10 protein-coding genes are annotated in these 13,919 nt (G+C 70.8%); 6 read left to right on the top strand and 4 right to left on the bottom strand.

Annotated features, from left to right (window positions below):
* Positions 1–10: 10 nt before the first annotated feature.
* A complete protein-coding gene (locus AB0C02_RS05960; RefSeq protein ID WP_357541616.1) occupies positions 11–1,639 on the bottom strand; it encodes a tetratricopeptide repeat protein in 1,629 nt (542 codons plus the stop codon).
* Positions 1,640–1,814: 175 nt separating this feature from the next.
* Between AB0C02_RS05960 and AB0C02_RS05965 the strand changes: the two genes are divergently transcribed.
* Positions 1,815–2,846 (top strand): SIS domain-containing protein, encoded by a 1,032-nt coding sequence (locus AB0C02_RS05965; protein WP_357541822.1) that lies wholly within the window; start codon positions 1,815–1,817, stop codon positions 2,844–2,846.
* A gap of 25 nt (positions 2,847–2,871) precedes the next feature.
* Positions 2,872–4,419: a histidine kinase N-terminal domain-containing protein gene (locus AB0C02_RS05970; protein WP_357541618.1), complete on the top strand. Its 1,548-nt coding sequence runs from the start codon at positions 2,872–2,874 to the stop codon at positions 4,417–4,419.
* Between the two features lie 22 nt (positions 4,420–4,441).
* Here the strand turns inward: AB0C02_RS05970 and AB0C02_RS05975 are convergent, their stop codons facing one another.
* Positions 4,442–4,804, bottom strand: a complete 363-nt coding sequence (locus AB0C02_RS05975) for a hypothetical protein (RefSeq protein WP_357541620.1) — start codon at positions 4,802–4,804, stop codon at positions 4,442–4,444.
* 115 nt (positions 4,805–4,919) lie between these two features.
* Positions 4,920–6,167: a hypothetical protein gene (locus AB0C02_RS05980; RefSeq protein ID WP_357541622.1), complete on the bottom strand. Its 1,248-nt coding sequence runs from the start codon at positions 6,165–6,167 to the stop codon at positions 4,920–4,922.
* A gap of 265 nt (positions 6,168–6,432) precedes the next feature.
* Here AB0C02_RS05980 and AB0C02_RS05985 point away from each other — a divergent pair, with 265 nt between their 5' ends.
* The 3 genes from AB0C02_RS05985 (at position 6,433) to AB0C02_RS05995 (ending at position 10,251) form a co-directional block, all read left to right on the top strand.
* Entirely contained in the window at positions 6,433–7,956 is a 1,524-nt protein-coding gene (locus AB0C02_RS05985; RefSeq protein WP_357541623.1) for a glycosyltransferase family 2 protein, read from the top strand.
* Positions 7,925–8,845, top strand: a complete 921-nt coding sequence (locus tag AB0C02_RS05990; protein WP_357541625.1) for a glycosyl hydrolase — start codon at positions 7,925–7,927, stop codon at positions 8,843–8,845. The genes AB0C02_RS05985 and AB0C02_RS05990 overlap by 32 nt, the downstream gene beginning before the upstream one ends.
* Before the next feature lie 149 nt (positions 8,846–8,994).
* A complete protein-coding gene (locus AB0C02_RS05995; RefSeq protein WP_357541627.1) occupies positions 8,995–10,251 on the top strand; it encodes a nucleotide sugar dehydrogenase in 1,257 nt (418 codons plus the stop codon).
* 45 nt (positions 10,252–10,296) lie between these two features.
* Here AB0C02_RS05995 and AB0C02_RS06000 read toward each other — a convergent pair whose 3' ends face one another.
* Positions 10,297–11,781 (bottom strand): glycosyltransferase family 39 protein, encoded by a 1,485-nt coding sequence (locus AB0C02_RS06000; RefSeq protein WP_357541824.1) that lies wholly within the window; start codon positions 11,779–11,781, stop codon positions 10,297–10,299.
* A gap of 407 nt (positions 11,782–12,188) precedes the next feature.
* On the opposite strand from AB0C02_RS06000, the gene AB0C02_RS06005 reads away from it, so the two are divergent.
* Positions 12,189–13,895 (top strand): nitrite/sulfite reductase, encoded by a 1,707-nt coding sequence (locus AB0C02_RS06005; protein ID WP_357541826.1) that lies wholly within the window; start codon positions 12,189–12,191, stop codon positions 13,893–13,895.
* The last annotated feature ends 24 nt before the right edge of the window (positions 13,896–13,919 follow it).

Below are 13,919 nucleotides of genomic sequence, written 5' to 3' on the forward strand. Positions count from 1 at the left end.
GCCGCGGGCGTCAGGGGCGGTGGAAGAGGGCGCCCAGGCGGCGCCGGAATCGGCGCCAGGGTGAGGCCGGGGCATCGGCCGGAGGGCTGCCGATCAGCTTGCGGGCCAGGTCTCGGGTGGCGGGAGCGAGGTCCGGGGTGGCCAGCGCCAGGTGTGCCAGCGACACCACCATCGGCACCGGACGCTCCCGGGCCACGGCCGCCGCGTCGGCGAGCCGCCCGGCCACCACCGTGGCCACGTCGGCGCGTACGGCGGGGTCGACCCAGGCGGCGGTGACCAGTGCGAACAGTGCCGCCTCGGTAATTCGGTCCGCCACGACCAGCTCCAGCAGCACCCGGCGACGAGTGGACTCCGCCCACGGCTCGTCGGTGCGGTGGTGCAGCAGGCCGAGGCAGGCCCAGACCTGCACGCAGCGCACCCAGAGCGACGGGTCCTGACCGGCGAGTACCCGGCCCAGCGCGGTGGCCGGGGCCTCGGGCGGGTGCGCCAGCAGGCCGAGCAGGTCGTCGAGGTCCAGCGTGGCCAGCCCGACCGCGGCGTCGTACGCGGCCGGCGGGTCCGGCCAGGCCGGGTGGGCGAGCTGCTGGATCCGCTCCGCTGCCTCGGCCGACGGCGCCGGCGGGGTGGGCGCGCCGGCGCGCCGCCCGTCCGGCACCGGTCCACTGGCCGGGGTCACCTGCCCGAGCCAGGGGCGGCCGCGACAGCACTCGGCCAGGTCGCCGTGCTCATGGCTGTCGTCCGGGTGGTCCCGCGTGAAGTCGGCCAGGGCAACCAGGTGGGTGACGTCCTCGTCGCGCTGGAAGCGCAGCCGGTACGCGGTGTGCACCGCGCAGTCGAACGTGGGGTCCTTGGCAAGGGCCCGGTCGATCCACTCCAGCGCCTCGTCGAGCCGCCCGTGGTCGGCGAGCGTGCCGGCGATGTCGGCGTAGACGGCGAGGTCGTCGGGGTCGTGCGCGACGGCCCGGCCGAGCGCGGCGAGGGCCTCCCGGATCCGGCCGGCGCTGCGGTACGCGTACCCGAGCCACACCTCGCCGAGCTTGCTGGGCTCGGCGCGTACGCCGCGGGCGGCCCAGGTGACGGCGAGGGCGGCCTCGCCGAGGCGCCGGGCCAGCGCCGACGCCGCGCCCAGCAGCAGCGGGTGGCCGGGATGCACGGTGACCGCGTTGCGCGCGAGGGTGAGGTACGGCCGCAACGGGTCGCGCAGCCGGCGCGGAACCGGGTCGGGCACCGCCGCGCACAGCTGCATGAGGATCCGGGCGGTGCGTTCGGGTTCGAGCCGTTCGGGCAGCTCGGGGGAGGTCACCCAGGGCACGCCGGCCCAGTCGGCCGTAGGCGCGTAGCCGGTGGCCGCGGCTAGCAGGTCGAGTCCCTCGGCGGGGTGCCCCGCGGCGGCGAGCAGATGGGCGCGGGCCACCACCGCGCCGACGTAGGCGTGGTGGCTGAGCGGAAAGAGCTCCAGATCGCCGCCGCTGGCCGCGGCCACCCGGGCGAGCGCCTCGTGCACCTCGGGCAGCGTCGGGGCCTGGACGAGGGCGGCGGCGACGTGTCCGGCGGCGTGCGGCAGGTCCCCCTCGGCCAGCGCCAGCCGGGCCAGCGCAAGCTCCTCCGCCGCAGAGAGCGCGGGGTCGTCCTCGGGCACGTCGTCCTTTCGATGGTCGGTCGGGCAAGCCTAGGGGATCATCGGCTCAGCCGCCGATCCACTGCGTACTACTGTTCGTTCCGTTGCTTGTGGAGGTCGAAAGGTGCAAGACTGAGCACCGATCGCGCGGCGATCGCGCAGGAGGGGGTCTTTCGTGACGCGTCCAGGGGCCGGCATGGCCGCCGACATCGCGGAGCAGCCGGCCGGCTACGACCGCCTGCTCTCCGCCGAGCACGCCGGGGCGATCGCCCGGGTCGCGGCGGTGATCGCCGAGCGCCGGCCCCGCCACGTGGTGTTCACCGCCCGGGGCACCTCCGACCACGCGGCGCTCTACGCGGCGTACCTGACCGAGATCCGGCTCGGCCTCTCCGCCGGCCTCGCCTCGCCGAGCACCGTCACCGTCTTCAACGCCCGGCCCGACCTCTCCGGCGCCCTCGTGGTCGGCGTCAGCCAGAGCGGCGGCTCGCCCGACCTGGCCGAGGTGCTGCGGGTGGCCCGCGCCTCCGGCGCGCTCACCCTCGCCGTCACCAACACCCCCGACTCGCCGCTGGCACACACCGCCGAGCTGAGCGTCGACATCGCCGCCGGGCCCGAGCGGGCGGTCGCCGCCACCAAGACGTACACCGCCGAGCTGCTCGCGTTGCTGCTGCTCGTGGAGGGGATACGCGCCGGGGACGGCGAGCTGCCCGCCGAGGAACGGGCCGCCCTCGCCCGCATGCCCGAGCTGGCCGAACGCACCCTGTCCGACGACACCCCGGCACAGCTCGCCCCGCGTTACCGGTTCGCCACCCGACTCGTCACCACCGGCCGGGGGTACGCGTACCCGACCGCCCGGGAGGCGGCGCTGAAGCTGATGGAGACGTCGTACCTGCCGGCGCTCGCCTTCTCCGGCGCTGACCTGCTGCACGGCCCGCTCGCCATGACCGACCCGGACGTCCCGGTGCTCGCCGTGGTCGGGTCCGGCCCCGGTGGGCAGTCGATGCGCGAGGTGCTGCCCCGGCTCGGCGAGCGCCGCGCCGACGTCGTGGTGGTGGGCTCCGCCGAGGTCGAGGCGGCCGCCCGGATGGCCGTCCCCGAGGTGGACGAGCGGTACGCCCCGCTGCTGGACATCCTCCCGCTCCAGCGACTCGCGCTCGCCCTGGCGCTGGCCCGAGGCGAGGACCCGGACGCCCCGCGCGGTTTGAAGAAGGTCACGGCGACGATGTGACGTTCGGCGTGGCACTCTGTTCAGCGTGTCCACGCTGCGCGACCTCGCCGAGGAGCACACCCAGCTCCGGCCGGCCGACATCGACCACCTGCATCGGATCGCCGGCGACTGGCAGATGCTCTCCGACCTGTCCTTCGCCGACCTGCTGCTCTGGGTGCCGGTGGACGGCGAGGGCACGTTCGTCTGCGTGGCCCAGGCGCGCCCGACGACCGCGCCGACCGCGTACCTCGACGACCAGGTCGGCCGGATCGTCGGCGGGCCGGAGGTGGCGCATCTGGAGGTGGCCCACCGGCAGGGCCGGATCTGGCGGGAGGGCGACCCGGTCTGGTATGGCGACGTGCCCGCCCGGCACGAGGCGATCCCGGTGCGGCTACGCACCGCCGACGGGGAGGCCGGCGAGATCATCGCCGTGGTCGGCCGGGACACCAACCTCTCCACCGCGCGGACGCCCAGCCAGCTCGAACTGAACTACCTGACCACCGCCGACGACCTGGCCCAGATGGTCGCCGACGGCACCTTTCCGCCGCCCCGCCACCCGGGCGAGACCACCTCGGCGCCCCGGGTCGGCGACGGTCTCGTGCGGCTCGACGCCAACGGCACGGTCACCTACGCCAGCCCGAACGCGCAGTCCGCGTACCGGCGGTTGGGCTACGCCTCACATCTGGTGGGGGAGGACCTGGCCAAGCTGCACCGACGGCTGGCCAGCGACCCGCTCGAAGGCACCGACGCGGGCAACGCGGTGCTGGCCGCGCTGCGCGGCGAGGCCCCACCCCGGCGGGAGATCGATGCCCGCGGTGCCACCATGCTCACCCGGGCGCTGCCGCTGATGCCGGCCGGTGTGCCGATCGGCGCGCTGGTGCTGGTCCGCGACATCACCGAGGTACGCCGGCGCGACCGGGCCCTGATCACCAAGGACGCCACCATCCGGGAGATCCACCACCGGGTGAAGAACAACCTTCAGACGGTCGCCGCGCTGCTGCGCCTCCAGGCCCGCCGGGTCTCGATGCCGGAGGCCCGGGTCGCCCTGGAGGAGTCCGTACGCCGGGTCGCCTCGATCGCGCTGGTCCACGAGACCCTCTCCATGTCCAGTGACGAGGTGGTCGAGTTCGACGGCATCGTCGACCGGGTGGCCAGCGCGGCGACCGAGGTCGCGGCCACCGAGGTGACGGTCGGCATGCGCCGGCAGGGCAGCTTCGGCGTACTGCCCGCCGAGATCGCCACCTCGCTGGTGATGGTCCTCAACGAGCTGTTGCTCAACGCCGTCGAGCATGGCTTCCCGCTGGACGCCGAGGAGGGCGCGGCCCGTCCGGACGGCGCGGCGAAGCCCGAGGTGGTGGTCTCCGCGCACCGGTTCCGCAAGCAGCTGCACGTCTCCGTGGCGGACAACGGCCGGGGCCTGCCCGAGCAGTTCGACGCCGAACGCGGTGGCAACCTCGGCCTGCAGATCGTCCGGGCCCTGATCACCGGCGAGCTGCGCGGCACCATCGAGCTGCGTAACGGCGCCACCGGCGGCACCGAGGCCGTGCTGGTCGTCCCGCTCGCCCGCGGCACCGCCGACCGCCTGACCCCCTAATGGGCGCCGGCAGGCCCCGGGGCTACTGGGTCAGCCACTGTCGAGCACTCTGTGGGGGAATCGCGAAGAACGTCGCGTTGGTCCAACGGATCGTCTGTCCGGGCTTGTCGATCGGCTCAATCATCCAGCTGTCGACAACGCGCCTGCCGTCGATGTTCACATTGTCGCCCCCTTGGCCGTCCGCGAATTCGATGCCGCGTAGCCATCCGACGCCGTCCGCGTCGCCGCGTTGCCCGGCGGAGAACTCGACGACCAGGTCACCGACGCGCGGTCGCTTCATCCGCTCGCGTAGCTCCACGGTCAGCCGGGGAGCGTTGGGGGTGAGGGTCGAGCACCAGAGCTCGTTACCGAGTACAGCGATCAGTTGCGTCTTGCGGAGGGGCACGGCCGCAAGTATCCCACGTGGGGTATCAGCGCAGGAAAGGGTCTCGCTCCGGCCGGCGTTCGATCTGCGTCTGGGGCGTTGCAGCGAGGGCGAGCGAGATGTCGCGAATATCCGGTCACGACGACTGCGTCGAGGGAACCACGGCCGGCCCGTCGGGCGCCTCGCGCTTGTGGATCACGACGTCGCCGAGGTACCGCTCGACCAGATCATCCCGGACCTGTTGAGTGTGCGGATCGTCCGCCGCGATCGCGCTGCCGTCCGCGTTCGCGATGAGGCAGTACATCAAGTAGTGGCCGCGCGCGTCCCAGGCCAGGTTCGCCGCAGCTCGATCGATGAGATTCGACGTGCCGCCCGCGACCATGCCACTGAACCGGCCCTTGCCCGCGTCGACCGCCGTCTTGATTTCGGCCGACGCCTTGGCGGCCTTCTCGTCGGTTTCGAGGTTGAAGATCCCAGCCGTGATGACCAGGGCGCCGTCGGGCGACATCAGCGTGGCCCGGACCACCTGCGTGCAGCCAGCCGTCGTCAGCGCCTTGACGATGGCACCGCCGGCCGCGGTGTCGCAGTCGGCGGACGCTTGCGTCTTGAGGACCTTGTACGCCCCGTCGCCTGTCGCAGCGGGAATCGTCGCGGAGCCGAACACCTCGGTCGCGGTCAGCGGGGCGGGGTCGACCGTCTGGTCCGCGACCCTGCGTTCCTGCTCGGTAGGAGGCAGATTGGCCGAGCCCCGCAGGTAATACCAGCCGGCACCGCCGCCGATCACCAGTATCACGAGGATGATCGTGAAGACGAGAGGCTTGCGGGACCGGCGCGCGGCCTTCGGCCCTGCGTCCGCCCTTCGGGGCTCGTCGAAGGTCGCTTGGGACTGGTAGTGAGCCGCTCCGTACTGCTCCGCCCCACGATTCGGACCGGCGGCCGGTTCGTCGTACTGGCCGTCGTACATGGCAGCGGTGCCGCTCTGGCTCGGATAGCGGCCGTACTGCCCCGGAACGTCGTGGTCGCCGGGCGTGCCGTACGGGCCGGCGTTGCCGTGCTGGTTGAGGGTGCGGTGCTCGCCGCTTCGATACGGACCGGTCCGCTGCGCCGCGTCACCGCGCACCGCCGGGTGCTGTCGCGGCGTTCTGAAGCCGGTCGCCGGGTGCGCCTGGCCCCCTTGCGGCGTCCGTGGTTCGCCATAACCCGCGGGGTACGGGCGGCTGCCGTACTGGCCCTCGCCGGCTCGTTGCGGATGCGGCTCGTACGAGGGCTGCTGCGGCCAAGCGTTGCTGGGCGGGGCAGCCTCAACGTCAGCCGGATCGTTACGCTGATCCCAGAACTGACCCTGACCACGTGGGGGTGCGCCCTCGCCGTAGTCGTAGGTCATGGCGCACACGCTAGCGGAAGTGCGCGGGAAAGAGGACACCAGGGCCTCGCCGAGGGTCCCTCCATTGTGGGCTGACCAGGGGCAGCGCCGGCCCGTCGCCTACGTGTACGATGTCGCGGGCTGCCACGGGCGACCAACCCCATGACGAAAGCTAGGTTCGTGTGCCTTCCCACTTCGGGTTGTTCGAAATACTCCTCGCCGCGTTCTCCGTCGTGGCGATCTTCGCGTTGGGCGTGCGCCTCTTCTGGCGACGCGGGATGAGGCCGTGACGAAGGCCGCCAAAACCGCACGGTGGGTTCCCGGCCGAGCCCTCCCTGCCGTGGTCCTCATGCTCGGCGTCTCGTCGCTGTGGCTCTACCGTCACGTGACCCGGTTTGAGGACTTTGACGCTGGCGTGTCCGCGTTTGAGGTAGTTTACGCGTTCGCCTTCCTCATGTACTTCATGCACCTGCTTCTCGCGACCTTCGATCGCCCCAGGCGGACCACTCCCCGGCGGGCTGCGGCGTTGGCGAAATTGCGGGTGGTGGCGGTCATCCCGCTGTACAACGAGGACGTCGATGCGGTAATCGCGACCATTCGTGGCCTTCTCGGGCAGACCCGCCTTCCGGACGTGATCTTCGTCCGCGATGACGGATCGAACAAGGTGGACTACCTGCCCACCGAGCTGTGGGCGATCGAAGCCGCGAACGCGGTGGGCGTTCCGCTGGTGTGGGTGCGCGACCGGAATCGGGGCAAGCGAGCCACTCACATCGCCGCGTCCCTGCGCTTCGCCGGCTGGGCCGACGCCTACCTCACGATCGACTCCGACTCGGCGCTCGCGCCGGACGCGCTCGAGAACCTGATGAAGCCGCTCGCCGACCCCAAGGTCATGTCGGTCGCCGGAGTGTTCCTGACCTACAACTTGAACGGACCGGTCGCCCGGGCGGTGGATCTGATCACCACGGCGTCGCAGTTGACCGACAGATCCGCCACGTCGGCGCTGGGGTCGGTGCTCGTCAACTCGGGCGGGATTTCGCTCTACCGCGCAAGCGTCATCGACGAGTGCCGCCATGGTTACGCGAATGAGGAGTTCTTCGGGCGTCGCGTCGAATTCTCCGACGACTCCTACCTGACGCTTCAGGCGCTGCTCCGGGGCAAGACCGTCCAGCAGCCGAATGCCTTTGCGTTCTGTGTCATGCCGGAACGCCTCTCAAACCACCGGCGGCAGTTCATGCGCTGGTTGCGTGGATCATTTATCCGCTCCTTCTGGCGTTTCAAGTACCTGCCGCTGTACCGGATCGCCTACTGGCTGCACCTGCTGAAGTGGGTGCAGGCCGTCGCGGCGACCATCGTGGTGTCCTGGCTGGTCGTGATAAAGCCGGTGCTTGATGCCGTCACCTGGCTGCGCGGCGGGGGGAGCGATGCGTTGGTAACGGACGCGAAGCTGCTTCCGCTGACGCTTGGGATGCTGGTCGTGTTCGGCTACGTCCAACTGTTGCGGGTCTTCACGGTTCGACGTTCCGACCAGACGCTCCTGGCACAAATAGGTTGGTTCCTTCTCCTTGCGCCGGTCGCGACCCTGTGGCAGTGGTCGGTACTGCGGGTGTGGCGGCTCTGGGCCATTGCCTCCTGCATGCGCTTCAAGTGGGGCACCCGGCAGCAAATTGAGGTTGCGATTGGAGGTGACCATGAAGAAGTACTTGCTGGTGCTTCCGCTGCTGCTACTGGCTGGATGCGCGATGAAACCGTCATCTTCTTTCCAGGGCCGGCAGTCCGCGGTGAGCGCGACAGATCCGACTTTACGCGCTAACGCGATTCATGCCACCGTCTCCATGCTCCGGGCGGACAAGCCTGTCTTTGGCATCACGTCGGAGAAGGACGCCGCGAAAGACTCTGATCAGACTGCGAAAGAGACCGGATGCCGGCCGATGTGGCGAGGCGTCTACGCGTCCCTTGGCGGCGCGTTCGAGTTGTCGAGACTGACCGATACCGCAGGTATCCCGTTCCTGACGTTGCAGCCGAAAGACCTGGGCTCGGTCGTGGAACAGAAGTCCTGGTCGCTCTCGGCGACCATCGCGGGCAAACACGATTCCCGGCTGCGTGCCGTCGCGGACATCGTTGTGGAATACGGCGACCTGGTAGTGATCCGGTATGCGCCCGAGATGAATGGGAACTGGTCGCCGTGGGCGGCCGACGTCAACGGCAATACCCCAGCCCAGTACGTCAAGGCCTGGCAGCACGTGGTGACTCTCTTCCGAGAGGCGGGCGCGACCAACGTCCTGTGGCTCTGGGCGCCGAACATTTCTCGCGGTGCGACCGTGCGGGGCATCTCCCAGTTCTGGCCGGGCGACAGTTGGGTCGATCTGGTCGGCTTCACCGGTTACGGGGTCGGGAGTTCCATCTACGGTTTCGAGTCGTCGGCGGGCCAGACCTTCGATCCCACCATGAAGCTTCTCGCCCCATACTCGAAGAAGCCGGTTGTCCTTGCCGAGACCGGCGTGGCCGGGATCTACAAGTCCCAATGGATCACTAGTTTGGGGCCCTGGTTGCGCGCCCACCCGAACGTCATCGGGCTGATCTGGACCGGTGCGCCGCCGCCGTACTCCAACGCGGACTGGCGTTTCAACGACACTCCCCGCAACCTCAGCGCCTTCAAGAAGTCGCTCGTCCCGTACCTGGCCTGCGCTCCTGGCGGCTAGGTCGGATCGGGTCGCGGGCGTTGTGCTGAGCGCCCCGCGACTCTGCGGCAGTAGTTGGATTTGGTACGACCATTCTCGGCTCGGGCGTAATCGCTCGAGACCCGGCTGGGCATACGGGGCCTAGTCACCCAGCAAAGGAGCGAGCGACCGTGGCTGTCGACGTAGTCATTCTTGGACTCGGATACGTGGGGCTTCCGCTTGCCCGCGAAGCGACGTTGGCGGGCATGTCCGTGATCGGCTTCGACGTGAACACGGCGTTGGTGAAGTCTCTCAACGCCGGCCGGTCCCATGTCGATGATCTTTCCGACAGCGACATCGCCAACATGACAGCGCGTGGTTTCCGGGCAACGTCTGACGAACGCGAGATCGCCGCGGCCAAGGCGGCAATCATCTGCGTCCCGACGCCGCTGTTCGAGGAGGGCGGCCCCGATCTCGGTGCGGTCCAGTCGGCCACGGAGGCCGTCGCGCGTCATCTCCACCCCGGGATGCTCGTCGTCCTCGAATCAACCACGTATCCCGGCACCACCGACGAGCTGGTGCGTCCCATCCTGGAGGCCGGTGGCCTCATCGCCGGCAAGGACTTCCACCTGGCGTTCTCGCCGGAACGCATCGATCCGGGCAACAAGGATTTCGGCCCCCGCAACACGCCCAAGGTCGTCGGCGGCCACACGCCGGCCTGCACAGAAGCCGCGGCGGCCCTGTACGGGCGTTTCATCGACACGGTGGTGCGTACCAAGGGCACCAGGGAGGCCGAGACGGCCAAGCTGCTCGAGAACACCTACCGGCACGTCAACATCGCGCTCGTCAACGAGATGGCCAAGTTCTGCCACCGGCTCGGGATTGACCTGTGGGACGTCATCCGCGCCGCGTCGAGCAAGCCCTTCGGGTTCCAGGCCTTCTACCCGGGGCCGGGCGTAGGCGGTCACTGCATTCCGATCGACCCGAACTACCTGAGCCACAACGTGCGCGTACGACTGGGCTATCCGTTCCGGTTCGTCGAACTGGCGGAGGAGATCAACGCCACGATGCCGGCCTATGTGGCCAGGCGGGCCCAGAACATCCTCAACGAAGCCGGACTGGCGACAACCGGCGCGAACATCCTGCTGCTGGGCGTCACGTACAAGGCGAACATCGCAGATGAGCGCGAGTCTCCGGCCGTCCCGCTGGCCCGTGACCTGAACAGTCTCGGTGCGAAGATCAGCTATCACGATCCGTTCGTCGAGGAGTGGCAGCCGGGCGTCGGTGTCCTGCGGGTTGACGATCTGGAGGCCGCGGTGGCGTCGGCCGACCTCGTGATCCTCGTCCAGAACCATCGTGAGTACGACGCTGACCTGCTTGCCGGGGCCGCGAAGCGCTTCTTCGACACGCGCGGCGTCACGCGCACTGACGACGCGATTCGCCTTTAACGAGGCTTCCCACTCGCGGAGATCACGGCTCGCCGTGCGCGGGCGTCAGCGGGCGAGGAGGGCGACGGTGATGCCGGCGCGCGGCCAGACCTGTTGAACGGTGAAGCCGTCCCGCAGGGCCATGCCCTTCACGCCGGGCACGCCGGCCGGCGGGTCGCTCCGCCGGCCGGCGACCACCAGCCAGAGCCGCTCCACCCCGACCAGACAGTCCGCGGGGTGGGCGCACTCGCTCGCCCAGAGGTCGGAGCGCTGCCGCTCGTCCCGGACCATCAGCACGTCGCGCGGCTTCCGCGACCCCAGTTGGTACGCGACGCCGAGGTCGAGGAAGAGCCAGCTGTCCCTGGGGGAATAGCCGATCGCGTCGCCCGGCTGCTGGTGCTCGGCGATGATCTCAGCCGCGCCCCGGTAGTCGACCGGGGCGGTACGCGGCCACTCGTGGGTGCGGCGCAGCGCCGCCTGGTCGGGCCCGCCGAGCACCCCGGCCAGCACCACCACGGCGAGCGCCGGCGCCAGGCGTACGCCGGCCAGCGCTGCCCCGGCCAGCAGGCAGGCGAACGGCACGGTGAAGACCAGATAGCGGGTCACCCAGAGCGGCACGACCGTCCCGGCGGCGAAGAGCAGCAGTACGGGTAGAACGACGGCGGCACCGGGCAGCAGCGACTGCCGGCCGAGCCGCCCCGCGCCGAGCGCGGCGAGGCCGACCAGCAGCCCGCCGACCACCCCGCTCTGGGCCACCCCGCCGGGCAGCGCCGCCAGATCCGCCGGGCGTGCGAGGTGCACCCAGTCGAGCTGCCGGGACCGCTGCGACCCGGCGAGCAGCACCAGCGGTGTGACCAGCAGCGCGGCCGGCAGCAGTGCGACCAGCCACCGCCAGACCAGCCCGGCACCCGATCCGCCGGCCGCCCGGCCGCCCACCCCGCCGATCGCCCGGTCACCGGTGGCGGTGAGTAGCACCACGAGCCCGTGCGCGGCGAGCAGGGTGAGGGCGATCAGGTGAGCCAGGCCGAGGGCGGCGACGGCCAGGGCGTACCCGGTCCAGCGTCGCCACGTCGGCCGGCGCAGCACCCCAGTCAGCAGCAGGGTGGCGAGCATGGCGAACAGCGTGGCCAGGGCGTACGGGCGGGCCTCCTGGCCGTACCGGGAGGTGCTCGGGAGGACGGCGAAGAGCAGCCCGGTGAGCAGCCCGACCCGGGGGGTGACCAGCCGTCCGCCGAGCTGGGCGGTGAGCGCGGCGGCCACGGCCATGGCGAGCGCGGACGGCAGCCGCAGCGCGGTCGGTGAGGTCCCGGCCAACGCGGTCCAGCCGTGCATCAGGAGGTAGTACGGCCCGGTCGCGGCATCGATGGTGCAGGCCAGCCGGATCAGGTCACCGACCGGGCGGGTGGCGGCGCTCCAGGTCGCCAGCTCGTCCCGCCACGGCTGCGCGTGCCCGATCCCGATGAGGGTGACCACCAGCGTGAGCAGTGCCGGCGGGGACCAGAACCGCCAGCCCGAACGGGCACCGGTCCTCCCGGCCGGTCCGGGTTCCAAGGCTGCGGTCACAACCCGCAGCGTCACACAGCGCCACCGCCCGGACGAGCCGGTCCGCGGATCCGGCGGGGTGGACCGGCCCGAGCATCGCGGGGTGATGGGTCACCGTCGATGGACGTGGGTGGCTCGTGATGTGGGATCACGGCTCGCCTTGGTGGTCAGCACCCGATCGGTGTGGGAGCATATGCCCATGACCGCCGCTGTCGTCCGCCGCTTCGTGGCCCGTCGCCACGTCGATTACGGCCGCATGCGCAGCGCGCTCTGTCCGGCTCACTGACGCCGCCCGACCCATCGTCTCGGGCGCGCTCCGCGCCGGCCGTCATCGACATCGCCGTCCGCGGCCCTCCCCCAGGGCCGGCCGTCGCGTCCGCGTACCCGTGGCACAGCAGACAACGGAGGACGCCGCGATGGCGGTCAGCAGCACACCCACCCGGTCCGAGAACCCGCCCGCCGCACGGGCGCCCCGCCGTCCCCGCGGCGAGGGTCAGTGGGCGCTCGGGCATCGCGAGCCGCTCAACGCCAACGAGCGGATCAAGAAGGACGACGATCCGCTGAACGTGCGCGCCCGGATCGAAACCATCTACGCCCATCGGGGTTTCGCCTCCATCGACCCGCAGGACCTGCGCGGCCGGTTCCGCTGGTGGGGGCTCTACACCCAGCGCAAGGCGGGTATCGACGGCGGCCGGACGGCCGTGCTGGAGCCGCACGAGCTGGAGGACGAGTTCTTCATGCTCCGGGTCCGGGTGGACGGTGGCCAGCTCAACCTGACCCAGCTCCGGGTCATCGCGGAGATCTCCCGGGAGTTCGCCCGGGACACCGCCGACATCACCGACCGGCAGAACATCCAGTTCCATTGGATCCGGGTCGAGGACGTGCCGGAGATCTGGCGCCGGCTGGAGGAGGTCGGCCTGCAGACCACCGAGGCGTGCGGCGACTGCCCCCGGATCGTGCTCGGCAGCCCGGTCGCCGGAGTGGCCCGGGACGAGGTGGTCGACCCGACTCCGGCGATCGACGAGATCGTCCGCCGGTACGTCGGTGACAAGAGCTTCTCCAACCTGCCCCGCAAGTTCAAGACCTCGATCTCCTGGCTGGTGGACACCCCGTACGAGGCGAACGACATCGCCTTCCTCGGCGTCGAGCATCCGGAGCACGGCCCGGGCTTCGACCTCTGGGTCGGCGGCGGCCTGTCGACCAACCCGATGCTGGCCAAGCGTCTCGGCGTCTGGGTGCCGCTGCACGAGGTGCCGGACGTCTGGGCCGGTGTGGTCGGCATCTTCCGCGACTACGGCTACCGCCGCCTGCGTAACCGGGCTCGGTTGAAGTTCCTGGTCGCCGACTGGGGCGTGGAGCGCTTCCGCGAGGTGCTGGAGAAGGAATACCTGGGGCGCACGCTGCTCGACGGCCCGTCCCCGCAGCTGCCGAGCAGGCCGATCGACCACATCGGCGTGCACCCGCAGCGCGACGGCCGCAACTACGTCGGTGCCGCCCCGGTGGTGGGCCGGGTCTCCGGTGCGCAGCTCGCCCGGCTCGCCGACGTGGTCGAGGCGCACGGCAGCGACCGGGTGCGGCTCACCCCCTACCAGAAGCTGCTGGTGCCGGATGTGGCACCGGAGCGGACCGACTCGCTGGTGGCGGCGCTGCGCCGGATCGGCCTGGAGGCCCAGCCGTCGGCCTGGCGGCGCGGCACCATGGCCTGCACCGGCATCGAGTTCTGCAAGCTGGCCATCGTCGAGACCAAGCGGCGCGGCGAGGAGCTGGTGGCCCGGCTGGAGGAGCGGCTGCGTGACTTCGACGCCGACATCTCCATCCACCTCAACGGCTGCCCGAACGCCTGCGCCCGTACCCAGGTCGCCGACATCGGGCTCAAGGGCCAGTTGGTGGTCGGCCCGGACGGCCGGCAGGTGGAGGGCTTCCAGGTGCACCTCGGCGGCGGCCTCGGCATGGCGCAGGGGCAGACCGCCGGCTTCGGCCGCAAGCTGCGCGGCCTGAAGACCACCGCCGAGGAGCTTCCGGCGTACGTGGAGCGCGTGGTCCGCCGCTATCTGGCCGGCCGGACCGGGGACGAGACCTTCGCCAACTGGGTGATCAGGGCCGACGAGGAGGAACTCCGATGAGCGAGCGTAGCGAGCGAATCAGCC

Origin of the sequence: Micromonospora sp. NPDC048999, assembly GCF_040649295.1 — a bacterium.
Taxonomy (GTDB): Bacteria; Actinomycetota; Actinomycetes; order Mycobacteriales; family Micromonosporaceae; genus Micromonospora.

Bases quoted from the DNA above. Each gene is read 5' to 3' on its own strand.
- AB0C02_RS05980 (WP_357541622.1), bottom strand. From the start codon at position 6,167: ATGACCTACGACTACGGCGAGGGCGCACCCCCACGTGGTCAGGGTCAG.
- AB0C02_RS05965 (WP_357541822.1), top strand. From the start codon at position 1,815: ATGGCCGCCGACATCGCGGAGCAGCCGGCCGGCTACGACCGCCTGCTC.
- AB0C02_RS06005 (WP_357541826.1), top strand. From the start codon at position 12,189: ATGGCGGTCAGCAGCACACCCACCCGGTCCGAGAACCCGCCCGCCGCA.